The organism is Streptomyces sp. NPDC090445 (assembly GCF_044769385.1).
In the GTDB taxonomy this organism is placed as follows: Bacteria; Actinomycetota; Actinomycetes; order Streptomycetales; family Streptomycetaceae; genus Streptomyces.
Window position 1 is genome coordinate 1 of sequence record NZ_JBIVXV010000052.1, and the last position, 23,001, is coordinate 23,001.

At 67.2% G+C, this 23,001-nt stretch carries 19 protein-coding genes and 3 pseudogenes; 8 read left to right on the top strand and 14 right to left on the bottom strand.

What is annotated here, in order from left to right; all coding sequences use genetic code 11:
- Positions 1–98: 98 nt before the first annotated feature.
- Both ACIQUT_RS39405 and ACIQUT_RS39410 read right to left on the bottom strand, forming a co-directional pair.
- A pseudogene (locus tag ACIQUT_RS39405) lies at positions 99–351 on the bottom strand (hypothetical protein); the annotation flags it as partial.
- 42 nt (positions 352–393) lie between these two features.
- Entirely contained in the window at positions 394–864 is a 471-nt protein-coding gene (locus ACIQUT_RS39410; RefSeq protein WP_403570455.1) for a hypothetical protein, read from the bottom strand.
- Between the two features lie 324 nt (positions 865–1,188).
- Between ACIQUT_RS39410 and ACIQUT_RS39415 the strand changes: the two genes are divergently transcribed.
- A complete protein-coding gene (locus ACIQUT_RS39415; protein WP_403570457.1) occupies positions 1,189–2,595 on the top strand; it encodes an IS1380 family transposase in 1,407 nt (468 codons plus the stop codon).
- 282 nt (positions 2,596–2,877) lie between these two features.
- On the opposite strand, the gene ACIQUT_RS39420 is transcribed toward ACIQUT_RS39415, so the two are convergent.
- Positions 2,878–3,393: a winged helix-turn-helix domain-containing protein gene (locus ACIQUT_RS39420; protein ID WP_403570458.1), complete on the bottom strand. Its 516-nt coding sequence runs from the start codon at positions 3,391–3,393 to the stop codon at positions 2,878–2,880.
- Positions 3,394–3,480: 87 nt separating this feature from the next.
- A complete protein-coding gene (locus ACIQUT_RS39425) occupies positions 3,481–3,750 on the bottom strand; it encodes a Ku protein (RefSeq protein WP_403570483.1) in 270 nt (89 codons plus the stop codon).
- 361 nt (positions 3,751–4,111) lie between these two features.
- Here ACIQUT_RS39425 and ACIQUT_RS39430 point away from each other — a divergent pair, with 361 nt between their 5' ends.
- Complete coding sequence (locus tag ACIQUT_RS39430; protein ID WP_403570460.1) at positions 4,112–4,798, top strand: hypothetical protein; 687 nt, start codon at positions 4,112–4,114, stop codon at positions 4,796–4,798.
- Between the two features lie 51 nt (positions 4,799–4,849).
- On the opposite strand, the gene ACIQUT_RS39435 is transcribed toward ACIQUT_RS39430, so the two are convergent.
- The 4 genes and pseudogenes from ACIQUT_RS39435 to ACIQUT_RS39450 all read right to left on the bottom strand — a co-directional run.
- On the bottom strand, positions 4,850–5,473 hold the full coding sequence (locus tag ACIQUT_RS39435; protein WP_403570462.1) for a DUF6262 family protein: 624 nt from the start codon (positions 5,471–5,473) through the stop codon (positions 4,850–4,852).
- Positions 5,455–8,073 (bottom strand): tyrosine-type recombinase/integrase, encoded by a 2,619-nt coding sequence (locus tag ACIQUT_RS39440; protein WP_403570464.1) that lies wholly within the window; start codon positions 8,071–8,073, stop codon positions 5,455–5,457. The genes ACIQUT_RS39435 and ACIQUT_RS39440 overlap by 19 nt, the downstream gene beginning before the upstream one ends.
- Positions 8,070–9,248 (bottom strand): tyrosine-type recombinase/integrase, encoded by a 1,179-nt coding sequence (locus ACIQUT_RS39445; RefSeq protein WP_403570466.1) that lies wholly within the window; start codon positions 9,246–9,248, stop codon positions 8,070–8,072. Before ACIQUT_RS39445 ends, ACIQUT_RS39440 begins: the two co-directional genes overlap by 4 nt.
- Before the next feature lie 128 nt (positions 9,249–9,376).
- Positions 9,377–9,712: pseudogene (locus tag ACIQUT_RS39450) on the bottom strand (Ku protein); the annotation flags it as partial.
- Positions 9,713–9,953: 241 nt separating this feature from the next.
- On the opposite strand from ACIQUT_RS39450, the gene ACIQUT_RS39455 reads away from it, so the two are divergent.
- Positions 9,954–10,292: a DUF6233 domain-containing protein gene (locus tag ACIQUT_RS39455; RefSeq protein ID WP_403570468.1), complete on the top strand. Its 339-nt coding sequence runs from the start codon at positions 9,954–9,956 to the stop codon at positions 10,290–10,292.
- A gap of 634 nt (positions 10,293–10,926) precedes the next feature.
- Positions 10,927–11,319, top strand: coding sequence for a LecA/PA-IL family lectin (locus tag ACIQUT_RS39460; RefSeq protein ID WP_403570470.1), 393 nt, complete (start codon positions 10,927–10,929; stop codon positions 11,317–11,319).
- Between the two features lie 269 nt (positions 11,320–11,588).
- Here the strand turns inward: ACIQUT_RS39460 and ACIQUT_RS39465 are convergent.
- Positions 11,589–12,796 (bottom strand): IS3 family transposase gene (locus ACIQUT_RS39465; protein ID WP_403570472.1). Its coding sequence is split into 2 segments (ribosomal slippage): positions 11,589–12,550 and positions 12,550–12,796, totalling 1,209 coding nucleotides; the frame shifts between segments, so codons are not numbered across the junction.
- A gap of 158 nt (positions 12,797–12,954) precedes the next feature.
- Between ACIQUT_RS39465 and ACIQUT_RS39470 the strand changes: the two genes are divergently transcribed.
- Both ACIQUT_RS39470 and ACIQUT_RS39475 read left to right on the top strand, forming a co-directional pair.
- The gene (locus ACIQUT_RS39470; RefSeq protein WP_403570485.1) at positions 12,955–13,668 is read left to right on the top strand and encodes a polymorphic toxin-type HINT domain-containing protein; all 714 of its coding nucleotides are present in this window, start codon (positions 12,955–12,957) and stop codon (positions 13,666–13,668) included.
- 14 nt (positions 13,669–13,682) lie between these two features.
- Positions 13,683–13,907, top strand: a complete 225-nt coding sequence (locus ACIQUT_RS39475) for a hypothetical protein (protein ID WP_403570473.1) — start codon at positions 13,683–13,685, stop codon at positions 13,905–13,907.
- Positions 13,908–14,097: 190 nt separating this feature from the next.
- On the opposite strand, the gene ACIQUT_RS39480 is transcribed toward ACIQUT_RS39475, so the two are convergent.
- From ACIQUT_RS39480 to ACIQUT_RS39500, 5 genes and pseudogenes are all read right to left on the bottom strand, one after another.
- Positions 14,098–15,299 (bottom strand): IS3 family transposase gene (locus ACIQUT_RS39480; RefSeq protein WP_403570486.1). Its coding sequence is split into 2 segments (ribosomal slippage): positions 14,098–15,068 and positions 15,068–15,299, totalling 1,203 coding nucleotides; the frame shifts between segments, so codons are not numbered across the junction.
- Between the two features lie 50 nt (positions 15,300–15,349).
- A pseudogene (locus ACIQUT_RS39485) lies at positions 15,350–16,977 on the bottom strand (IS4 family transposase).
- Between the two features lie 640 nt (positions 16,978–17,617).
- Entirely contained in the window at positions 17,618–18,172 is a 555-nt protein-coding gene (locus tag ACIQUT_RS39490) for a hypothetical protein (RefSeq protein ID WP_403570474.1), read from the bottom strand.
- A complete protein-coding gene (locus ACIQUT_RS39495) occupies positions 18,169–18,546 on the bottom strand; it encodes a PadR family transcriptional regulator (RefSeq protein WP_403570476.1) in 378 nt (125 codons plus the stop codon). The genes ACIQUT_RS39490 and ACIQUT_RS39495 overlap by 4 nt, the downstream gene beginning before the upstream one ends.
- A gap of 176 nt (positions 18,547–18,722) precedes the next feature.
- Positions 18,723–21,218, bottom strand: a complete 2,496-nt coding sequence (locus ACIQUT_RS39500) for a Helicase associated domain protein (RefSeq protein WP_403570477.1) — start codon at positions 21,216–21,218, stop codon at positions 18,723–18,725.
- 250 nt (positions 21,219–21,468) lie between these two features.
- Between ACIQUT_RS39500 and ACIQUT_RS39505 the strand changes: the two genes are divergently transcribed.
- Positions 21,469–21,963 (top strand): hypothetical protein, encoded by a 495-nt coding sequence (locus tag ACIQUT_RS39505; protein WP_403570479.1) that lies wholly within the window; start codon positions 21,469–21,471, stop codon positions 21,961–21,963.
- Positions 21,964–22,136: 173 nt separating this feature from the next.
- Positions 22,137–22,532, top strand: coding sequence for a hypothetical protein (locus ACIQUT_RS39510; protein WP_403570481.1), 396 nt, complete (start codon positions 22,137–22,139; stop codon positions 22,530–22,532).
- The last annotated feature ends 469 nt before the right edge of the window (positions 22,533–23,001 follow it).

Here is a 23,001-nt window from a genome sequence, read left to right on the forward strand (position 1 = left end):
CGAGGCCGTAGCCATCGCCCCGCACCACAAAACGGCCCCGATCAACCCACCTGTGAAGGTCCCACGCACCCGGGATTCTTAAGTCACTGGTATTGAGGCTAGGAGTTGTCGCCAAGGCGCCAGGCCCACATCAGGAGCGAGGCGAGGGTGACGGCTGCCGTGTAGGACTGGGCAGTCTTGTCGTACGTCGTACCGGGTGGCGATGCCGCGCCCTTGCTTGAGGCGGTTGAAGCACCTTTCCACGACGTTGCGACGCTTGTACACCTCGCGGTCGAAGGCCGGCGGGCGGCCGGATCCATCGCAGGCCAAGTGGACTTTGGTGGTCAGTCCGCCTCGGGACCGGCCGAGGGCCGGGCTGCGTCCAGAAGAAGAGCGCCGCTCTCAGGGCGGTCCTCAGGTCGTTACCACGGCGCACGTCACGTACGCGGTCCCGGTGATTTCTTCACTGTCGTTATTCCTGATGCGCCACTCCCACCCGGTGTTGCCGGCCGTGGGAGCCGATGTTTCGGCAGTCCCCATGCCGAAGTTGTTGATCCGGTGGCCCCCGCTGAGAGCGGTCTTACCAGCTGGGCATTCAAGCTCGAAAGTGAGCGAATTCCCGGGCACGGGAACACCGAACGTTGTCGACACCACTTCATGCCCCGTGAAACCGCCGTTCGCGGGAGGCGGTGTGGTCGTCGAAGTCTGGTTGCAGTTGGCGGTTTGGTCGCCCTGGTTGTTGAACCCCTGGTTGATGTTTCCGCACAGCAGAGGCGACAGGATGGGCAGGAGAGGGCCGTCCTGGGCGTTCGCGGCTCCGCTCCCGACGGCAACCATGGCGGTTGCCGCACTCAGCAGGACCGCCAGTCGATGGGACTGCTTCATCGGGACACTCCTTGGTCTCAGCACGTCGCAACGCCAGAGCTGCGAAGCAGAAGCTAGCCCAGTCCCGATCCGGAGCCCCGTAGCCACGCCGCCCATATCCCTGGCGTCCGTCGGCCCGGTATCGAAAGGAGGCACGCCGACACCGCGGGCCTGGGGGCACCTCCCAGCGGCCCCCAGGAGAGGGATTTCGACGACACGGCCTAGCCTCGCCGTTTCACTTGGGTGCGGCTGACTGTAGGGCGGAAACACGAAAGTGCCTTCCTGACCTGGGACGATGAACCTTGCTGAGGGGTTCTGTCGGTCCAAGCGGAGGGCACTTTCTGCGTGCAGGCTATCGGGTTGCGTCCCAAGGCCCACGTCAGTGCCGATGGTTCGGGGGTGGTCGGTCATGCCGGATCACGGTTGCTGGCGGATCTTGCCGATGCCACGGGCCTGACCGCCGCGTACTCCGCCGCGCTCAGGCCGCTTCGGCCGCGTGGGAGCGGACATGATCCCGGACGGGTCGCCACCGACCTGGCGGTGATGCTCGCCGACGATGGCGAGGCCATTGCGGACCTGGCCGTGCTACGGGACCAGGACGAAGTGTTCGGTCCGGTCGCCTCGACACCGACGGCCTGGCGGCTGCTCGCCGACGTTGACGAGCGGGCACTGGCTTGTCTGCGCTCGGCCCGCGCCCAAGCCCGGGAGGTCGCCTGGCTGCAGGCCGCCGAGACCGGTGAGGGCATACCCGCTGCCCGGGCCGCGGGACGCATGCTGCCCGGCCTCGTCCTGGACATCGACGCCACACTGGTGGCCTGCCACTCCGAGAAACAGCAGGCAGCACCCACCTACAAGGGCGGCTTCGGCTTCCACCCCCTGCTGTGCTTCCTGGCCAACACCGGCGAGGCGCTGTCCGGGCGGCTGCGGCCCGGGAACGCCGGCGCCAACACCGCGAGCGACCACATCGCGGTGCTCGACCAGGCACTCGCGCAGATCCCCGACGCCCACCGGCACGGCACCGACATCCTCGTCCGCACCGACAGCGCCGGATCCGCGAAAGCCTTCCTCGCTCACGTCCGTGACATGCGGCAACGAGGAATCCGTACCTTGTTCTCGGTCGGATACTCCATCACCGAGCCGGTCCGCCGCGCCATTCGGGCCATGCCCGACGATCTGTGGCATCCCGCCCTGGACCAAGACGGGACACTGCGGGATGGCGCCGAGGTCGCCGAGCTGACCGGCATGGTCGACCTGGACGGCTTTCCGGCTGGCACCCGCATCATCGTGCGCCGTGAGCGGCCGCACCCCGGAGCCCAGCTGTCCCTGTTCGACCAGGACGAGGGCCTGCGCCATCAGGTGTTCCTCACCGACACCCCCTACTCCGGTGGTGGTTCCGCGCAGTTCCTGGAGGTCCGCCACCGCGGGCATGCCACTGTCGAGGACCGCATCCGGTGCGGCAAGACCACTGGCTTCGGCCGCTTCCCCTCCCGCGGCTTCGGCATCAATGCCGTCTGGCTCGAACTCAGCCTCGCGGCGATCGACCTGCTGGCCTGGATGCGCGTCCTGCTGCTGGAGGGGGAATTGGCCACGGCCGAGCCGAAGAAGCTCCGCTACCGGCTGCTGCACGTCGCCGCCCGCCTCACCCGCGGCGGTCGGCGCCTGCGCTTGCGGATATCGGCGACCTGGCCCTGGAGACACGAACTGGCCACGGCTTTCCACCGCCTCGCCGCACTGCCCCGTCCCGTCGGCTGACCAGCAAACCCCTGACCGCCCACGACCCGAAAGACCTTGGAGAACCCGACCCCCGCGCCGGGACTCCGCCATGCCCAAGCAACGAAACCACCCCGCCCACCCGACAGCAGATGAACAGCGGCGTCTCATCACCTCAACCGAAACGGCGAGGTTAAGAGACGTAAAGACGCCGGTTCCTCGCGTACTCCTCTCCGTCCCACTTGCCGGACCCGCACCATCTGGCAGTACTGGCACGTCCCGGCTTTGTCAGGGCCGCTCCCGCCCTCCCCGGCATCACCCGGATCAGGCTGCCCTCAGCTCCACCTCCCTGCTACGACAGATCGGCGGTGGAGGTCTCTCACCTCCACACGAATCACAGCGCCTCACGGCGCAACTCGAAGACGATCCAGGCACCGGACACCGCCGCGAGCCTTTTACCCGTGGCCACACCTCCTTCTTCCACAACTCCACCGCGTGCTCGTCGCGTTCGAGAGCACGGCGGGCGGGTGCCTGCCAGGACCAACCGTGCTGCTTCAGCAGCCGCCACACCGTCGCCACCGACACGCTCACGCGCAGCCGGCGGCGGATCACCGTCTGGACCCGAGCCAAGGTCCACCGCTGATCGTCGAAGCCATGCGCTGTCGGACCCTTGCCGAGTTCCTCCTCGAGTACGGCGAACTGGGTATCTGTGACGGTCGGGGAGTTCGCCGGGCCAGCAGAGCGCAAGGCCTCCATGCCACCCTCGCGCCAGGCACGGCGCCAGCGTTCCACCGACCGCACACTCACCCGCAGGTCCTTAGCGATCACCGTAGTCTTCACACCCGCCGCGAACCGCTCGCCGGCCTGAAGCCGGATCCCCTCACGAAACGCCCGACGCTCTGGTCAGGCCCCCGCCCTCCGGATACCTCACCTCACCGGCATACCGCAGGGATCACCAACCGTCACTACCCGACGACAACCCGAAATCCTCAGTAGGAGGTCGTCCTCCGCCTTCAGCGCGACTAGGTACTCGCGCCCACGCATCGCGAAGGTCGCAATGCCGACCTTGTTCGACTCCGCCAGGGCCCGCTGCAGCAAGGCATACACCTTTCCGTACTGCTCGCCGCGGGGGCCTCGGTTTTCCAACCGGTGGCGTCTTGACGGGCTCTGTGACCTGGGGTTGAACATAGCGAACATGTCCACGATGTGCGGCTCGCGAGCCCGTGATCACTCGATCGTGTCGGACGATGCACCTTGCTACGGATGTGTGCGCGTTCGCGGCACTGGGCGGCCCGGACAAGATGGACGGCAAGATCTGCGGGCAGGCGATCTTCGCCCAGCGGCGGATCGACGTCCCATGGGACCTCATCCGCGGCCAACGCCACAACACGGTTCAACCCCAAACCTCCGGACGTCTGGCGGTGAACGGGGCGTTCAGGCAGCCAATGGTTCGGGTTTGGCGATGGTCCGATTCCTGCATCTCAGGCAGGTATGGAGCCTAGCCTGAGCCGAGGCTCTCATCGGGCCGGAGACGAAGTGAGCCAGGGAGGGCCAAGGAATGCCAGTAGAGATACTCCCCGACCGAGCCGGGCGGGAAGTCGACTTTGAACCCCTGCTGGACGAGCTCCTTGCGATCTTCTGCCCGGACTGGCAGTTGCCGCCGATCATGGAAGGCGAGCACCGGTACCACTGCAACGAGGTGAAGCGATACCAGCTCGGCGAGGCCGCAGCCCAAGATCCCGCAGCTACACGGCGGCACGCCGACCTCCTCACGCATGCCGCCGTGCACGACCAATGCCGAAGTGGCGTACGGCAACTCATCCAGCCCCTTGTGACAGCCTGCGGCTACCGTCAGGTTCAGGCAGCGATCACGGATTACATGCGGAGGGGTTCCGATCCCGAAAGGCTCGGTGCCAGCATGGCCTGGTACTTCGCTCGCCCTGGGCTCCAGTACGCCTCCATGGAGGACTTGCGGCGGGGAGTGCCCACAGAGGAGAGCAAGGCGGCGCTGGAGGCGCTGGCCGATCTCCGCAACGAGTACCAATCGGCCTGCCTCTCCGCGTTCCTGGCATGCGAGGACCCAGAGACGCGCCAGGACCTGTCGCTGGAACTCAGCCTCGACCCGGCGGACTACCCCGCCGGCCTCCGAACCAGTCATGAGAAGGCCAGGCTCATCATCCAGGCAGACCCCGAGCGATATCGCCGGCTTCTGGAACGTTGCACGCACACACCACCGCTGGCCTAGGATCGACGAAATCGATCGAGGCGTCGCAAGCTTGACAACGACGATTGGGACTCAGTCGCACCCGAGCTGGTCACAGGACCGTTGTTGGTGTTCGAGGATTTGGGTCTCAAGTTCGGCGATCCGTTTGTCAGCGAACCGAACGTTGTCCCGGGCTGCGGCTAGTTTCTCGATCAGCGACTTGTTCTCTGCGGCCAGTTCTCGGACCTGCCTCTTCAAGGTGCCGTTGTCGGTAGTGATCCGGATGATGTCTTCTTCGGTCCACTGCGTCTGCAGGTCCTTGATCTGGCCGAGGAGGTCGCCGAGCTGTTCGCGCTGGGCGAGGATCTCGGCGTTCGCGGCCTTGAGTGCGTCCTCGGCGTTGAGCGCGCGCTCGCGCCAGGATGCCTCCATGGCGGCCTGCTCGTCCCTGCGATCTTGAATGCGGCGGCCGGCGGCCCGGCTCATCGCCTCGCTTACCAGCGTCTTGGCGTCGGCGTGTTCGTAGAGGAAGGTGCGGGAGACGTCCGCCTGGCGAGCGACCGCGGCCATGGTGATCGGTGTTCTCGTCTTGGCCAGCCGTTGAAGGGCGTCCTGGATCCGCTGAAGAGCCGCGTCTGTCTTACGCCGCCGGGCGGCGAGCGCTTCGGCGGTGCGGGCGGCCGGAACCGTGGGGGCGCTCAGTCGTCGTTCGGCCATGTGTCCTCCTGGTCGTCGTTGTCGTCGTGGGTGAGGGCGGCCAGGTCGGTGGCTCGGAAAGCGAGGGACCACATGCGCTGGAAGTAGTCCTGCGGCCTGCGCAGGTCTATGGCCAGGGCTTCGTCCAGCAGACCGAGGCCGGACAGGGCCTTCTCCAGCCCCTCAATGGCGCGGGCGGTCGGCTCGAAGACCTCGTGGAGGTAGTCTGCGGTCGCGTCGTCCGGGGCGCGTTCGGCCAACGACCGCCACTGCTCCGCCTTGCGCCGCCAATAGAGGAGGTCGGCGCCGGACATGACGAACTTGTCGCAGGTGTGGCAGTCCAGGTTCCAGGGGCAGGCGTCGCCGCGGACCACCGGCTGAAAGGTGCAGACCCCGCCTTCGGCCGGGGTGCTGCGGCGGGAGAGGTCCAGGGCCATCGCCCGGGCCTCTTCCTGGGACAGGCCTTGGTCGGGTGAGACCAGCAGCGTTCCGGGGACGACGGAGCCCGGGCCACTGACCCAGACTCGTTGCAGGACGTCGTCGATCTCCGAGGAGGCGACCTTGGCGTAGTGCTCAGTCATCTGCTGGGAGAGATGGCCCAGGTACTTCTTGATGTGGTGCAGCCCGGCGCCGTGCCTGAGTAGGTTGGTGGCCAGTGTGTGCCTGGCCTGGTGGGGAACCCATGCCCCGATGTCGAGGTCTTCCAGCCAGCCGCTGAAGCCGGAGCGGAAGAAGGTGTAGGAGATCGACACTGTGCCCTTGGGGTTGCGTGACCGGGAGGGGAACAGGGCCAGCTTGGCCCGCTCGGCCGCGGTGGGGGGCCGGCCGTGGCGGTCCTCGAAGCGCTCCAGGGTGATCTGCTGGCGGCGCTGGAGCCTCGTGTAGAGCGGCTCGGGGATGCGAATGGCCTCGTCGAGGTTGCCGACCTTGGTCTGGTCGTGCCAGAGGAAAGGGACACTGCGGTGGACGGTCAGGCACTCCAGGCGCAGCTGGAGCGCCTCGGTGCAGCGGCGGCCGGTGAGTACCAGGGTTTCCCAGGCGTCCCGCAGCCCGTAGTTGTTCGGGTCGTAGCGCTCGGCCAGCAGCTGCAGGTTGGCCGGGTCGGCCAGGGCCTGAGCCACCGGGTCAGGGAAGGGGTGCCGGGCCCTTTGCGGCTTCCGACCGCTGGTCGGCATGGCGACGATGAACTTCCGCGATAGGCCGATCTCCTCCGCCCGCCCGCTGTCCAGGGCATAGCGCAAGACCGCCCGGCCGTGGTTGAAGACGAAACGGCGGCTGTGTTCGGTGGCCGGGCTCGGCTTCCCAGCGTGTCCCCGGATGCCCAGCAACGGCAAGCCCTCGCGGGCCCGCCTGAGGTGGTCGGCGACGAACCGGCGCATGTGGTCCTCATTCAGCAGCCGTGGATCGTGGCCGCCCTCGGGCGCGATGACTTCCAAGAACGCGCTCAGCTCGGTGCAGGCTCGACGGTCATTGTCGAGCGGGCAGGTGCTGCGGGGGCCTCGCGGGGACCGCATCCGGTCGGCGAGGTAGTCCCAGAGAAGGTCCCGAAGCCACCGCTGGGAGACGCCGGTGAGGTCCCAATTGCTATGGCGTTGAGGGAAGCGGACTCCGAAGTGCTCGGTCTCGATGTAGCCGGCTTGCTTGGTTTCTTCCGGAGTGAAGTAGACGATCCGCAGCTCGGTCAGGGCCTCGCCCAGGATCATGCGCTTACTGGCGTCCATCTGGCGACGCTTCTCGGCCAGCTCGGTGAGCGAGGCGACGCCGCTGTCGCGAACCAGATTGATGGTCTGCTGAATCCAGCACGTCGGCCAGTAGGAGTGAGCGGCGCGCTGTGTGTGGGCGAACAGAACCCACCGGAACTCGGCCCGCACCAGCGCGGGCAACCCCTGCAGGTTGATTGTCCCGGCCCGGGAGACCGGGTGTGTGCTCTGGCACCAGCGGCGGAAAGCCGACTCGTCCGCGTAGAAGATCGGGACAGGCTTGCCGGGCACTTCGAAGCGGTGGAACCACCTGAGCGGGCGCCGGGCCCCTCCCGGCCGGTCCTCGGCCTCATAGCGTCGCTCATGGACCCAGCACAACCCCATCGGGCTGTCGGACAGGGACTGGCAGGAGACCACCAGGCACTCGCCGTAGCCGGGGAACGATTCAGTCTGTGTAGCCACCCAGGCCTCGAAGGCCAGGTCGGGAATGCGCGAGGCCTTCTTCCAGCGGCCGTGGTGGGTGAAACACAACCGGAGCCCGTGATGGCGGGCTGGACGTCCAGGGCAGATCCGGCACGGCGGCGAATCGGCCAGCCGGATATAGGACGACTCCGCAGGCTTGGCGTCGCGCAAGAACTCTCGCCGCGTCAGCTGCGGGTTCGTCTGACGGCCGGCCAGCCACTGCATTCGATGCGGGTTGCACAGGTCGTGGGCGTTGGTGCGGGGGTGGTGGCAGTCCTCGATTCGGCAGGTCCAGCCGAAGACCGGGTGGTCGGCGGGAAAGCGGATCAGATCCTCGCGGAACAGATCCTCGACGTGCGGGCCCTGGAGCAACGCAGTCAGCACCTCCAGGCGGTCCCGCGTCTCTCGTCGACGGATCGGGTCGGCGATCACACGCAGCGGCAGCAGAGTCTCACTCACCGCAACTCACCCCACGTCCTGAGCAGGGCGGCATTGAAGACCTCGTCGTTGACGTCGACATGGGCATAGATCTCGTCGACGACCGCGGTCGATGCCCAGCCACCGGCGTCCCGCACGATGACGAGGTTGCCCTGGGCGGCCTCAAGAACCGTGGTCGCCCAGGTATGCCGGAACATGTGCGGGCGAATCAGGCCGAGCCCTGCCCGGAACCCCGCCCGCTTGAGCATCCTGCGAGCCCCCTCGGGCGCCCAGGGCAGGGAGCGGTCCGGCCCATGCTGCTGTACCAGCAGCATGCCGTGCCTGGCCGAGCGCGGATACTCGCTGGTCATGTAGCCGAAGTAGGCGTGGATCATCGCCGGGCTGACCCGCTTGATCAACCCGCCACGGATCACCCCATCGCTGAACTCCCACGGCCACTTGGTTTTTGCCCGGGCATCGTTGACCAAGCCGTCGCGATGGCAGACGTGCACGTGAGGCCTGCGGCACTCGCCGCAGGCAGCGTCCTCTCGAAGATGCAGGTCACTCAGGTGTAGGCCGCACATCTCGCCGATACGGAAGCCCCCGTCGCTGAGCCACTCGACGATGAGCCGGTCCCGGGCGGAGTGCACTGTCTCCAGCAACACCTCCCGGGCCCCGTCCGGCAGCATCTTCTTGTGCCGGCGACGCACTCCCTTCGGCGCCAGCGGGTTGGCGTCCATGCTCCGGATCAGGTGCCCCAGCAGGGCCCGGTCCCGGTCCCGCTGGGTCGGCAGACGCCTCAAGTTCAAGGCCGCGGCCAGCGAGGTGTTGAAGCCCAACTCGGCCTGCTGCAGGTAGAAGCCCTTCAGGCAGGAAGCGGCCCCCTTCAGCGCGTCGGCCTGGTAGGGCCTCTTGCCCACCCGCCATGGAGACCCGAACGGCATCGCAATCTTCGCCCCCACCGCCCCCATATACCGCTGCAGATCCCGGAAGCCAACCACTTCCGGCGTCAGTCCCTCGTACTCCAGCCACCGAAGGTGATCCACAAGCAGGTACGCGTACGTGCGGTCCGAGCCCTTGCCTGCGTACCGGGACAGGTACCGATCCGCCCCCTGATGTACCCCGTCCGCCGAGTCGAAGACCGTGTACGAGCGGCGGCCGTCCCTATGCCGCACTTCCTGCACCCTGAGCTGACCCATGGACAGCCTGCGTGGCACGTTGCCTCCATACCGACTTCTCTGAACATGGCGAACACCACGACCACGGTCGGCAAACGAGGTCGGGATGCCCGGGGTCACTGCCGCCTGCGGACATCCCGAACAGCACTTCTTCAGGTCGGAAAACCGAGGTAGTACGTCTTGTCGAAGAAGATCGGGTCCACAGTGTCGAGGTCGACGAATCCGGATACCTCCAGAGTCTTGGACCGCCCCGGCGCGATGTCGTCGAGCTCTTTCGGCTCGACGATCACGTACTCGCTGCCAGTGTCGTAACCCTTGACGATCTCGCCGAGGTCCACCTCGTCGCCAGTGCGCTCGTTGACGCGCCGGTTGCGGATCCGATCCGCGGTGCCGCGCTGGAGCTGGTGGAAACGGATCGTGTGGCTGTCGGTCGCGGTGTACAGCGCGATCGGCAACGAGACGAGCCCGAAAGAGACGACCCCCGCCCATACGGGTCTGGCCATCATGGATCACCACCTCGACCTGCGGTGCTGTGCCTCTTGGCCCCCTTCCCAGCCCGGCACCTGATCACCCCTGCCAGGGCGGCCGGGGAGCGGGGAGGCCGTGCAGGCCGGGACCGCCGCACCCCCGCCAAGAATGCGCCCAGGGAGGGCCAGCCAAGAGCCAGACGCCGGGCAGCCGCGCTTGATCTTGCAGCCAGGCCCGGAGGCGTGCACGGACCACCGTCCACCTAGAATCGAACATGTGAACGAAAGTCTTGCGGAGCAGATCACCCGGCACCGGGCAGTCGTCGGCTGGCTGGAGTGGCAGCTCGGCCAGACCCGCGAGGCCCTGGCCCGCCTGGAACAGCAAGAGGCCGCCGCCACGGCTCGCAGACCAGTCCCACGGGTGCCCGACTGGAAGCTCGAAGTGCACCGCACCGGCTACGGCCCCCGCCCCTTCCGCGTCCACGCGGGCCGCTGCCCCGACGGCCACGGCAAGGAGGTCACCCGGCATGAGGCCCTCCGCCTCCTGTCCGACGGCATCGAGGCGTGTCCCTTCTGCGGGCCGGACCGCGAGCTCCGGATCGACGGCGCCGCATAGCCGGCCTGCCCGGCCGCCGTCGGAGAGCAACCTGCTCCGGCTCCATTCAGCCGGGCGGCCACGTCGCCGATCGCTGCCTTGTGGCTGGCGCGCCAGCGTAGGGACGGCTCCGCCCCTTGGAGCAGGCCCGAGCGGGGGTGGGGGATGGCCAGGGCGCGGTGGGTGCGCTCCAGTTGGTGGCTCCAGGAGTCGACGTCCACTTCGTCCTCGGGCGTGGCGTCCGTCGACGAGGTCGCCCTTGAAGCGTGGTGCAGCAGCTTCAGCCGTAGTCGATGACGCACCGTTCGCAGGCGAGCGTGCCGTGCATGCTCGGGTAGCGGCGCTACCACTCTCCATCGAGGGCGATCTCCGCCGCGCGGGATGCTCTTGCAGCACGGCAGCTGCGGAACGCGACGGACACGACGGCTCCCCCAATCAACCTGCGGGCCGAACGGGAGCCAGCCTGGCAGCCGGCGCCGGCCAGGCACCGCCGCCATGCCGCGGAAGGCCGACCGGCGATCCGTCAGTGCTCGCGCCAGGCGAAGGGGGCAATTCAACAGGCTCGTGCCGGTGATTCCGGCGATGCGCTTTGACATCGACGTCACACAACGTCACATTTTGACCGCCTAGCGTAATTCAACCAGGAGGTGTCACCATGGGTGATTTCAATGTCGTGGCCGTGCCCGCGAAGGTTGAGGGCGGGGTGAAGACCGGCGTGACGGTCCGACGCGACGACTTCTTCACCATCTCCGGAAGCGGCCGAGCACAGTACGACCAGACCCGCGTGACGTACCCCGACGGGACCCGGTACATCGAGGACAAGTTCGCCGGAGCGCACGTCGCCCAGACCGTCCTGCCCGGAGTGCCGGTGGGCACACTGATCGCCCGCATCGGTTCGGGCCAGTGGTTCGCAGCCGGCTCATGCCAGACCTTCCGCGCCCAAGAGGCTGGCGAAATCACCGTCGCGTACAACGACCGCGCCGGAATGTACGGCGACAACTCCGGCGAGTACACCGCACTCATCGAAAACCACGGCAACCCCTCATAACCCACCCCGCCGGATCCCGGTCGGCCCTGCTCCCGTTCACCCCCGGTGGGTTCCCGGAGGTCAAGGAGTGGTCTGTGCCGGGAACCGAGGCGGTGGTCACCGGACCGGGGCGGTCACCACCGCCTCGGTTCCCGCCACACGCATCCCAGGCACGCCACCTGAGGTTCCCCCGCTGTGCGGGAGTGGCTGACTAGCTGGTCAGGGCGGGTTGACGTGGTTTCAGGTTCACTTGTTCGGTGAGGTTGATCCCCGGGAGTGGACACCGGGTTTCATGCGGCGAGTGACAGAGTACGTGACGTGATCAGTTGCTGTTCGAACTCGGCCGGTGTGAGGTAGCCGAGGGCGGAATGCCGACGGCGCCTGTTGTAGTACGAGAGCCAGCGGAACAGCTCGAGTCGGGTCTGCGCCTTCGAGGTCCAGCGGCGTCCGTGAAGCAGTTCTCGTTTGAGGCTCTGGAAGAACGATTCAGCCAGGGCGTTGTCGTAGCTCGAGCCAACCCGGCCCATGCTTCGGCGGATGCCGTGCCGGCGGCAGACGTCGGCGAAGGCGGCCGCGCTGTACTGGGCGCCCCTGTCGGTGTGGAAAACGACGCCGTTCACCTGGCCGCCGCGGGCGGCCACGGCCATCTCGATCGCGTCGGTGACCAGCGAGGTCCGCATATGGTCGCCGATCGACCAGCCCACCACGCGCCGCGAGCAGATGTCGATCACCGTGGCGAGGTAGAGCCAGGTCGTGCCGACGGCGACGTAGGTGATGTCACCGCACCACCTGCTGTTCAGGGTGTCCGCGGTGAAGTCGCGCATCACCAGGTCCGGCACGGGCGGCGCGGTCCTGTCCGCGATCGTCGTCCGCTTCTTCTTCCGCAGGTGCCGGCCGACGATGTCGTTGACCCGCATCAGCCGGGTCACGCGCTTGCGGTTGATCCGCCGTCCCCTCGCACGCAGCTCGGCATGGACGCGCGGGGCACCATAGGCGCCATCGTGCTCGGCGTGGATGGCGCGGATCTCGCTCACGGTCCGCTTCTCCTCGGCCTGGCGCTCGGCGCGGGCCTGCCCGGTGGCCAGATGGCGGTAGTAGCCGGCGCGGGACACACCGAGCACCCGGCAGATCCGCTTGACGCCGAAGTCGGCGCGGTGGTCGGAGATGAAGTCCCAGCGGCGAGGGCTCACTTCACCTCCCGAGCGAAATACGCGGCCGCCCGGCGCAGGATCTCGCGCTCGAGGTGCCACTCTTTCTCAGCCTTCAGCAGCCGGGCGTTCTCCGCCCGCAGCCGGGCCAGCTCATCCACCTCGCCGCCCGTGTCACGGCGTCCGGGCACGGCCTGGTTCTCGTCCTTGCGCACCCACGTCCGCAGCGACTCCGCGGTGATGCCGAGATCCGCGGCCACCGCCGCGTACGTCCGCTTCCCGGCCGCGGCACGGTAGAGCGCGACCGCGTCCTTCCTGAACTCCTCCGGATACGGAGACTTGCGTCCCACGTGGACATCCCTCCCTGGACCATCAAGATCCATTGTCAGGGTGTCCACTCCAAAGGATCAGCCTCAGCGGCAAGCTCATCCCCGACGACATACGCGGTGCCCGCAAGGGCGACAAGGTTCCCGGGTGTGACAGCTTCCCGGCCGGAACACGGGTGCTGATGGGAGACGGGGCAACCCGCCCCATCGAACAGATCAAGATAGGCGACAACGTCTTTGCCGCAGATCCTGTATCGGGGGCCAGCGGGCCGCGCCGGGTAGACGACACGATCTACACCCCGGACGACCAGGACTTCACCACCATCGCCCTACGCCCCGAGCCTGGCGAGGGAACCCTCACCTCGACCGATCATCACCCCTTCTGGGCACAGAACCGCGGGCAGTGGACCTACGCCGCGGAACTCAATGCCGGCGACACTTTGCGTACGCCTGGCGGTGACACCGTGGAGATTGGCAAGATCACCCGATGGAAGGGTCTGCAGCCGGCCTACAACCTGACCGTCAACGGCCTCCACACCTATTATGTGCTGGTCGGTGGGACCCCTGTTTTGGTTCATAATTCCGACCCGGAGGAATGCGCAAAGAAGGTTTCCGCACTCGTAAAAGCTGAGTTTGCGAAAGTCGACCAGGTGGTCAAGGATATGGGGTACGGTAACAAGCGGGGGGAATTCGGTAGAGAGGTCTGGGGTAGGGGTGACGAAAGTCTAGCAATGATGAATGCGGAACAGCTCCAAAAAATGCGCAATATGGGAATGACGAAGGGGCAGGCGAAGGCAATTCACGAGGCTTACGCCAAGGTTGCCAAGCTGAGGCCGGGAAACCCAAGCGCCAAGCAGAGGGCCGAACTCGCCAAGTGGTATATGGAAAACCTGTAGGAGGATGCCACGCGATGAAGTTTAGAGTGATGGCGAAATCAACCGAGAGCCTAACCGTCCTCTTCGAGCCTGTAGCGGAAGAGGTCGAGGTCATGGCGGGCGATTATATTGTCGTCGAGTGGACCGGTGATGGTCTGGGAGAGATCTGTCCGGAATCCGACTACCTCATGATCGGTAGCCCCATGGGGGGTAGTATGAGGGCGTGGAAGTCGGATCGAACAGAAATACCGATCTTCTGAATCCGTGCACGCTGGTACCGATTGAGTTCTGCTCGGTCAGCTGTGTCCCGGCGGCGCTCGCGCTTCCGCAGAGCCCCACGGACCTGTGGGCTGGCGGCGGAGAAGGCGGGAGCTGACGGCGGTCGGACCTGTTGGAACCAACGGGTCCGACCGCATCTGATCTTGAACCGTTCCGGGTTCGGTAGAGATCTCAGATGTTGGTTGTGACCTGGGCTTTCGTGGTGCTCAGGTAGTGGTTGGCTTCGTATTCGGCGGGCGGGATGTGCCCTATCTCACCGTGGAGCCGGGTGTGGTTGTACCAGTCGGTCCATTCGGCGGTGGCCAGCTTGACCTGGGCGAGGGATCGCCAGGGTCGCTGCGGCTTGATCACCTCTGTCTTGAAGAGGCCGATCGTGGACTCCATCAGCGCGTTGTCGTACGCGTCGCCGACGGATCCGATCGAGGCGGCGATGCCGGACTTCTCCAAGTGCTTGGCCAGCGTGAAGGACGTATATTGCGATCCCGCGTCCGAGTGATGCACCAACTCACCTGGAAGAGGCGGGTGTTGGTCGCGATCGCGTTGCCACAGTCCCATGTCCAGGGCGTCCAGGACGAGCCGGGTCTGCTTCGTGGTCGAGGCGGACCAGCCGACGATCCGGCGGGAGAAGGTGTCCACGACGAAGGCAACGTAGACGACGCCGGCGAACGTGGCGACGTGGGTGAAGTCGGCGACCCAGCAGCGGTTCGGCGCGCTGGCGACGAAGTCGCGGTCGACCAGGTCCGGCGCCCTTGGCGCGGAGGGGTCCGGGATCGTGGTGATCACTCTCTTGCCGCGGACGGCGCCGGTGATGCCGAGCTCGCGCATCAGCCGTTCGACCGTGCAGCGGGCCACGGTCCGGCCCTGGCGATTCAGGTGCCGCCAGATCTTCCTAGCGCCGTAGACACGGTAGTTGGCGTCGTATGCCTCCTGGATCAGGATCTTCAGTTCGGTGTCCCGAACGGTGCGGGCCGAGGGTGCCGTCAGGCGTTTGTGGTGGGCGTAGTAGGTGGACGGGGCGATCTTGCAGTCGTGCTCGGTCAGAACACGGCAGATCGGCTCGACTCCGCCGAAGCGGTCCCGGTGCTCGTCGATGAACGCTACGAGCGCGTGTGTGGCCGGTCGAGCTCGGCCGCGAAGAAACTCGCCGCCGCCTTCAGGATCTCGTTGGCCCGCTTCAGCTCGGCGATCTCCTTCTTCATCGCCTTGATCTGCGCGGACTCCTCCGTCGTCGTCCCCGGCCGGGTGCCGGCATCGATCTCGTCCTGGCGGACCCACTTGCGCAGCGTCTCGGTTGTGCCGATGCCGAGCTTTGCGGCGACCGCTTTCATCGCGGCCCACTCGGTGTCGTAGCCGGGCCGCACCTCGGCGACCATGCGCACCGCACGACGGCGCAGCTCAAGCGGGTACTGGCAAGACCACGGAGTTATGGCTTGTCCGCCGCTGTCAACAGGGCCGGGGACAGGGGCTTGTGGTGGTTGGGGTAGTCCACTTGGGTTCGAGGGTGTAGAGGCCCCGCCCGGTGCGGCGGAGGATTCTTTCGCGGACCCAGCGTCCCAGTTCCGCGCGTAGTCCTTGGGCGTCATCCAGTCCGATACCGCGGGCGATTTCACATGCGCGCCAGGTGCGGAGGGGATTGGTTCGCAGGAGTTGCAGCGTGCGGTCGCGGCGTCCGTCGGGGCCGGGGCCGGCGGATGGGTGCACGGTGACACTGATGCTGGTGATCCTGGAGGCGCCCAGGACTTGTGCCTGGTGGGGTGGGGCGGCGTAGCGGGAGATCGGGCATTTGACGCGGCGCGGGTTGACGCGGGCCCGGCGGGGCGGGAGCAGATCCTGCAGTAGGGCTGATGCGATTCGTCCCGGTCCGGTCTCGGGCAGTACGTCGGCGCCGGCGATGAGCTGGTCTTTGGCGGTTTCCAGGGCGACGGTGAAAGAAGCGCGGTCCGGGTCCGTGCCGGGAAGCGTCTCGACGGCCTCGGCCATCGCCCGGCGCAGTGCCTGGTAGACGGTCAGGTGAGCCCAGAGCTCCTGCTGGATCCCGGTCGCGTCCTGGGATCGCAGCACCAGGCCGCGCTGCAGGGTGTGCCGGAGTGAGTAGAACGCCGACTCGATCTCCCATCGCTCGTGGTAGAGCTCCACCAGCTCTGCGGCGGGGTAGCGGCGGTGATCGGTCAGCGTGGTGGCCAGCCGGTAGTGGCCTTCCAGCCGCAGCCCTTTGGCCGTTGTCACCGTGACGTGCGCATCGATGATCCTCAGCCGGGTCCCGTTGATCCTGGTCAGGAACGACCCGTCAGGCAGTAGCGCCCAGCGCGCGGGTGTCCGGGTTCCCTTGAGGCGTACCAGCAGCTGTGCCCCGGTGGCCGCGGCCTTCGCGAGGAAGTCGTCGGAGTCGAAGCCCCGGTCGTTGAGCAGCAGCATCTTGTCGTCCAGCAGCGGTAGCAGCTGTTCGGCGTACCCGGTCTCCTTCTCAGGCGTCGGTCCGAATACGGCACCGAGCAGGGCCCGGGTCCCGGTCTCGCACAGCACCATGATCTTCAGCATCGGATAGCCGTCCGTGCCGTAACGGTGCTTGTGTTTGCCCAGCCAGGCGCATAGTCGCGGCCGGTCAGGAGCCTTGGTGGAGCTGCAGCCGTCGAAGGCGACTGTGCGCCAGCACCTGTAACGCACCCCTGGTGTGATCGGCTGTGCCACGGGACCGGCCAGTGTCTCGAACAGCAGCCGCAGTGGCGCGGCGCCCAGCCGCCGGCGCACCTCCCGCAGCCCCTTCTCCGACGGACGCAGCGGAAGGAGCCCGCGCAGCCCGGCGGTGAGCTTGTCCCACACCCGCACGTACCCCAGTTGCGGGAAGAGAGCCAGTGCCAGCACGAAATAGACGCCCACCCGCGACGGCAGCAGCCGCAGCCTCCGCTGGGTGCCACCCGTACGTTCCAGCACGTCATCGACCAGTTCAAAGGGCAGCTGTCGGGTCAGCTCGCCAAGATGACCCGGAGCGAAGACCCCGTTGGCGACGGTGATGGACGACGTGAGCGTGACGGTGGAACACTGAACGGGCAACGGGGCTCCTTCAGGGGGGAGACCTTGGTCGGCTTCCTCGCTCTATCAGGAGTCCCGTTGCTGTGACCGGCCTTCTCCCGAATTCCCCGCCACCTGTTGACAGCGGCGGACAAGCCATAACTCCGTGGTCTTGGGGTACTTCCTCGGTGCAGGCATCGTCTGGGCTCCTCTCATGAGACCCATCTGACCCTCTGTCACCCATCCCCGCATCTCGGGGGAACCTCATCTCGGCGTTGGGGCGGTGGCCAGCGACCCCCGGCAGGCGCGGGGCCTGGTTACGCCACTGCCAGCAGGAGCGCAGCTCACCCGCGTCGATGGCGTAGGAGTCTGCTATCCGGCCGAGGAACGAGGACACTGTCTCCTGGGCGAGCGGCGCCACCCGCAGCACAGGTCCGGTTCCGATCACCAGTGAATGCCGAGCGCGGCGAGGGCGGTGAGCTGCGCCCCGGTCCGGTGTTCGATCCCGTTGTGGGCTCGGCTGACCACGGTGGTCCTTCCTGTTGGTAGTAGCCGTAACCGTTTGCAGAGGCGGCTTGGCGAGCTCGGCGTGATTGATCAGCGCGGTCCGTGCCGCGGGGACGGCACGTGGCCGCCGTCTTGGCAAGGACTTGGCCGCGGCCCAGCGGGAGCGCTAAGGAGCTCAGGCTCGGCTGTTCCTCTTGGCCTGTGCGTCGGTGATGGCGTAGGGGAGTCCGGGGAGGAGCAGAAGCAGCGCTGCCCACAGCGGCAGTTCGAACAGCACCCCGTCGCCGGCCAGGTGGCCGGTGAGGAGCGCCGCGGTCACGGCGGCGAGGGCGACGGTCCAGCTCCGGCGTATGCCGAGGGTGCCGCGCCGTAGATTCCAGGCGACGGTGGCGGTGCCGAGTACGGCCCAGAGGGCGAGGTAGCCGGGGGTTATGTCCAGGCTGGTGGTCCACCGGATCACGTACGAGAACAGCAGGACGCAGCCGGTGACGAAGCACCCCAGGGATGCGGTGCGCAGCATCCGGCGCGGGAGCGGGGCGCGTGCCCGCGCCCATGTGGCGGCGAAAGCACGGACGTCACCCCCGACGATGTCCGCTCCGGTGCGGCCGGCTGCCTGCGCGTCCTCCAGATGGTTGGAGAGCTCGTCGAGCATCTTCCTCACGGAGGCGTCGTCGATGCCCCGGTATTCCCAGTTGGTGCGGCAGGCGGCGAGGATCTGCGCGTTGGTCATGGTGTGGTTCCCCCCGTGCGTTCCGTTGCGGTCAGGATGCGGCCCACCTGCCCGGCGAAGGCGAGCCAGTCGGCCCGGCCGCCTCTCAGTTCGGCGTGCCCCGCCTGGGTCAGGCGGTAGTACTTGCGCGGGGCACCGCCGCTCGGCGACGGAGCGCGGTACGAAGAGATGAGCCCCGCCCGCTCCATCCGGGCGAGCAGCGGGTAGATGCTGCCGTCGCTGACCAGCTCCAGCCCGCCCGCTGCGAGCGCCTCGGCGAACTCGAAGCCGTACCTGGGCTGTTCGGCGATCAGAGAGAGCAGGCACAGGTCGAGCACGCCGCGCAGGAGCTGACTGCGCCGCTGGTCACCGGCTGCGGACAGTTCCTTTGTCATGCGGTACAAGATACTCGGCAAGTACCTTGCACCACAAGAGACTTGGGAAGCGCCAGGAACCCCGGGCAAACGAGCCTGCCAGGCGGCGGCCGCGCCGCAGGCTGTCGACCACCCGCCCACTACGCGTCGACGGCGACCGGAAGGCCCGCACGGCAACGTACCCAAGCCGCGTCCGGCTACTGCGCCCAGTCGATGCCCAGCTTCGCGAGCGCGGCGAGCTGGTCGGCGTCGAGTCGGCCGCGGCGGGCTCTGATGTTTCCGTACCAGATCCCGGTGCGGTGCTCGGTCCCGTCCGGGAGGTACTCGACGTGGGCCCGGCCCACCACGGTGGTGCCTTCCCGCGCGATGTACTGCTGGAGGGCCTGGACGCCCTTGTGGAACGCCTCTCCGCCCTTCCCCGGCCCGGACACCGGGGCCGCCTTACCCGCCGCCCTGCGCGCCCGCACAGCGCTCTTCACGCCGAGTGCGTCGAGGCGGGCCCGCTGCTCGTCGTTGAGCCGGTCGAAGTCCCGCCGTTGTGTTGTGAGCCAGCGTCCGATGTCGTCGCCGTGCCGGGTCACGCCGGGGACGATCGCGGTCAGGAGCGCCCCGTCGGCGAGGAGCTGCTTCAGGTAGGCGTAGTGGCGCTGCCAGTCCACGGTCCACCCGAGCGCGCCGGGGTTCCAGTCCTTGTCGATGGCGGCGAGGGCGGCGGCTCGCCGTTCGGCGCGTGCGGGGTCTTTGCCGAGTCCGCCGGGCCGGCGGATGTTGGTCAGCCACTGTCCGACGGGCTTGTCGAGTGCGGTGGCGTGCCGTGGGGCGGCCAGGGTGCTGTGCTGCTCGTGGTAGGCCCGGGCGGCGGCGAGGTTCTCGGCGAAGCCGGTGTCGGCGGTGTCCCAGATGATCCCGAGCTCTTCGAGCTCGGCGGCCCGCTCGCCGGTCATGGTCCCGGTCCGGTAGGTCCGACGCTGGTCGGAGAGCCACCGGCCGAGCGGGTAGGGGCCTTCGGTGTGGTCGTAGGGGACGTGGAGGTGCTGTTCGCGTTCCCGGTACCGTAGCGCGGCTTCGATGCCGCGGCGCCAGTCCTGGCGTTCGGTGTTGAAGATCTGGTAGCTGATCCACTTCGCGATCAGCGCCGGGTCCCTGGGGGCGGCGAACCTCAGCAGCAGCCGGGGCTCGTCCTCGCCTTCCTCCGGCGCGGTCCCGATCGGCGGCGACGGCTGCACGACCCGCTTCTGGGCTTCTTGTGGAATGGCGAGCATTTCCACGGCGCGTTCATCGTGTGCCCGGAGCCCGTTCAATACGCGAATCAAAGGCCCGTACGATGTCGAGGACAGGATGTCTTCGGGATTCTCGCCCTCGGCGAGGAATACGGGCACGATCAGGGTGGCCATTTTCCCCTCGCCGGGCTTTTGCCTAAGGGCCCGGCCGATGGCCTGGACGATGTCGACGGCCGATCCCTTCGGGTCGATCAGCGCCACGGAGTCCACCGCCCGGATGTCCACGCCCTCCCCGAGGACCCGGCAGTTCGAGAGCACGGCGCGGCCAGCCCGGCGCCCGAACTCGCCGATCACCTGCTGCCGGTGCTCGCTCTCGTGCTCCCCGCACAGCCACCCCGACCAGACCCGCTCCGGTGCCGGGTGCCGGGCGGGGTCGACGGCGTGGAGCCGGGCCGCCACCCGCGCCAGTCCCTCGGCGAAGGCCTCCGCCTCCACGGTCCGGTGGTGAAAGGTGATGGTCGTCTTCAGACCATGCGCGGCCATGGTCTCCAGCAGCGTGGTCTGCATCGCGGCCAGCCGCTCACCGCGCAGCTGCTCCTCCCACCGCTCGGTGCCGTGAAGCCGGCCGGGGGTGACGACGGGGTCGGTGAGCTCGGCGACCACGATCTGGTACTTCGCCAGCAGCCCCCGGGAGATGGCCGATGCCAGCGACAGCTCGTAGACGACCGGCCCGAACACCGCCTCGTCATCCATCGAGCACGCCAGCTCCTTCGGCAGCCGGTCCCGCACCCGCCGCGTCCGGCCCGGCGTCTCCTCGTCCACGACCGCGACCTGCGCCTCGTACAGTTCCTCCTCCCGCCGGCTGCGCGGGGGCCGTTCCTGCCAGATCCTGGGAGTGGCGGTCATGTAGAGGCGGCGCATGGAAGGGATGACGTCCTGGTGGTGGACGTCCGCCCATGCCTTCCCCGCCGACCCCGAGGTCCGGTGTGCTTCGTCAACGACGACCAGGTCGAAGACGTCCATCGGCAGGCCGTACTCACCCCGGTGCGCCTCGGCGATCACTCCGAGAGAGGCGTAGGTGGCGTACACCGTCACGGGGCCGCGGCCGTACCACAAGCCGAGCTGAGGCGCGGAGGTAGTTGCGCGGATGCCGGACTGCCTCAGCTGAGGGTCGTCCTCAAGCGAGCACACGGCGACGGCGGGTCCGGTATGGCCGGCGGTGCGCCACTCCCGGGCGGTCTGGGTCAGTAGGTCGAGGGTGGGCAGCAGGACGAGGACCCGCCCGCTGCGGGCGAGCCGGAGCGCGGCCGCGGCCGCTATGAACGTCTTCCCGGTCCCGCACGCGGCCACCACCGTGGCCCGCAGACCCACCTTGGGGATACGCTTCCCCGGCGGAATATCCAGCCCGCGGACGATGGCCTCCACAGCCTCTTCCTGATGAGGCCGGAGCTCAATTTCACCGCTCTTCTGCATTCGCCACTCCACGGAAAGCACCCCATCAGGTGAGGATGACCAGGTTCTCGGGATGCTACACAGTGCATCACCAGCGGATGCACACTGACGACTGTACTGGAACGGTGGTGGCACAGGGGGCTGGGACGGGTGGAGTCTTGAGATAGTTCGAGTGGTTGATTCCTGGAGATTCTCCGCCTCAAATAGTTACCTTTAGGCCGAATACTTACTGGTCCGCCCCCGTGCTTGTGTGCGAGACTCTGTACCGATTATGGATGAGCCCTTCAGGCTCAAGGGGGAGAAGAATATGAGGATTCGGGCAGCAGCGCTCGTTGTACTGGTTGCATCTTTCGCGGTCGGGTGTAGCGAAAAGCCTGAAAAGACTGTTTCCGACAGTAGCACCACTGCTTCCAAGCGTGGATCTGATCCTGCTTCACTCACCGCACAGGAAGCGGTGGATGAGGTGAAGCAAGTGATGGCACAGGTGGGGATTCAGCTTACTCAGTCGAAGCCGAACTCCGCAGAGGAAACCATAGTCACGCTGTTCGCGACGCACGACAAGAAAACTTCTGCGGAGACCGTGACAAAGGCCTACAAGAATTTGACCGGCCAAGGATGGAAGCCGTCCGATAATTCTAAAGAGACGTTCTCTCACTATGAGAAGGGGAGATGCGGAGTCATGACCGATACCACCTTCAAGCTTCGTCCCCCCAGCGTGCAGCCCAGTGACGACCTCATCAACGTGACGGTTGTCTGCCCGAATTGATAGCCCCCCCGCGGCCGTGTTTTGCCGTAGGGGCATGCGGGTTGTCTCTACGTAGACGGTGACTGCTGCTAGAGCCCGCGCAGCGGGTCCTGCTTGTCCTGGAGGCGGGCTGGAAGGACCCTGGGTGGGAGAGAGGACCTGTTCTTCGGGCCGCAGGCCCGGAATGTGCACTGATGACGATACCGGAACGAGTCCTGCCACGACGAGGGCTCGTCTCTTCGAAGGGGTGGGGTATGAGCCGGGGGGCTGGGCAGGAAGAGATCGAGCGGGAGCTGCGCCGGAGAGCGATCGACGGGGCGTCCACACTGGAGATGCTCACCTGGCTGAAGGGCGACTTGGAGGCTCGCATCACCGACCCAGTCGACCGCGACGGCGGGATTTCCTTCTGCATGATCGTGACGTTCACGACGGTCTTTGACCTTGGACTGACCCCCGGACGATTCATCGCGAGCTGGGAGCGATTCGGAGGCCACCTGAACGATGAGGAACTGGTTCGGAGACTGGGTCCGCTGACTCTGGCGCCGGACGAGGAGCCCCAGCCCTGTGATTGCGGCGGGTATTGGGTCTGAGGGTGAATCCCGGAAGAACCGGGAGCGCAGCGGCACCCCACCGCGCGCGGTAGACCGGATTCGAACCGGCGTCATCCCTCTGAGCAAGAGGGTGCGACGACCTCTGCGCTACCTGCCCCCACCGCGACGCGAACAGCCCCCCACCCCCTACTGCCAGCCGGGCCCGCTCGCGGGCCCTTCGGCCTGGAGGCGAAGCCGGAAGGCCGGGGGTGGGAGCGAAGCGGACACCCAACAAGCCGAAGGCCCTGACCCTGTGAAGCGGGGTCAGGGCCGTGCTATGCGCGGGGACTTGGGGCTGCTCCGCAGCCCCCGTTCGGGATGGAGCGAAGCGGAGTCCCGAACCGTCCGGCGCAACGCGCCGGACCCTCGGCCCGAAGGGCCGGCACTGGCCCCGCGAGCGGGGCCGCCGAGGCGCAACGCGCCTCGGTTCTCTCCCATGCGCGCAGCGCATGGGTACCCGCGCCGCGGG

Excerpts from the sequence above, each read along its gene's own strand:
- ACIQUT_RS39410 (WP_403570455.1), bottom strand. The coding sequence starts at position 864 with ATGAAGCAGTCCCATCGACTGGCGGTCCTGCTGAGTGCGGCAACCGCC.
- ACIQUT_RS39425 (WP_403570483.1), bottom strand. The coding sequence starts at position 3,750 with ATGTTCGCTATGTTCAACCCCAGGTCACAGAGCCCGTCAAGACGCCAC.
- ACIQUT_RS39430 (WP_403570460.1), top strand. The coding sequence starts at position 4,112 with ATGCCAGTAGAGATACTCCCCGACCGAGCCGGGCGGGAAGTCGACTTT.
- ACIQUT_RS39435 (WP_403570462.1), bottom strand. The coding sequence starts at position 5,473 with ATGGCCGAACGACGACTGAGCGCCCCCACGGTTCCGGCCGCCCGCACC.
- ACIQUT_RS39460 (WP_403570470.1), top strand. The coding sequence starts at position 10,927 with ATGGGTGATTTCAATGTCGTGGCCGTGCCCGCGAAGGTTGAGGGCGGG.
- ACIQUT_RS39470 (WP_403570485.1), top strand. The coding sequence starts at position 12,955 with ATGGGAGACGGGGCAACCCGCCCCATCGAACAGATCAAGATAGGCGAC.
- ACIQUT_RS39475 (WP_403570473.1), top strand. The coding sequence starts at position 13,683 with ATGAAGTTTAGAGTGATGGCGAAATCAACCGAGAGCCTAACCGTCCTC.
- ACIQUT_RS39490 (WP_403570474.1), bottom strand. The coding sequence starts at position 18,172 with ATGACCAACGCGCAGATCCTCGCCGCCTGCCGCACCAACTGGGAATAC.
- ACIQUT_RS39495 (WP_403570476.1), bottom strand. The coding sequence starts at position 18,546 with ATGACAAAGGAACTGTCCGCAGCCGGTGACCAGCGGCGCAGTCAGCTC.
- ACIQUT_RS39500 (WP_403570477.1), bottom strand. The coding sequence starts at position 21,218 with ATGCAGAAGAGCGGTGAAATTGAGCTCCGGCCTCATCAGGAAGAGGCT.
- ACIQUT_RS39505 (WP_403570479.1), top strand. The coding sequence starts at position 21,469 with ATGGATGAGCCCTTCAGGCTCAAGGGGGAGAAGAATATGAGGATTCGG.
- ACIQUT_RS39510 (WP_403570481.1), top strand. The coding sequence starts at position 22,137 with ATGACGATACCGGAACGAGTCCTGCCACGACGAGGGCTCGTCTCTTCG.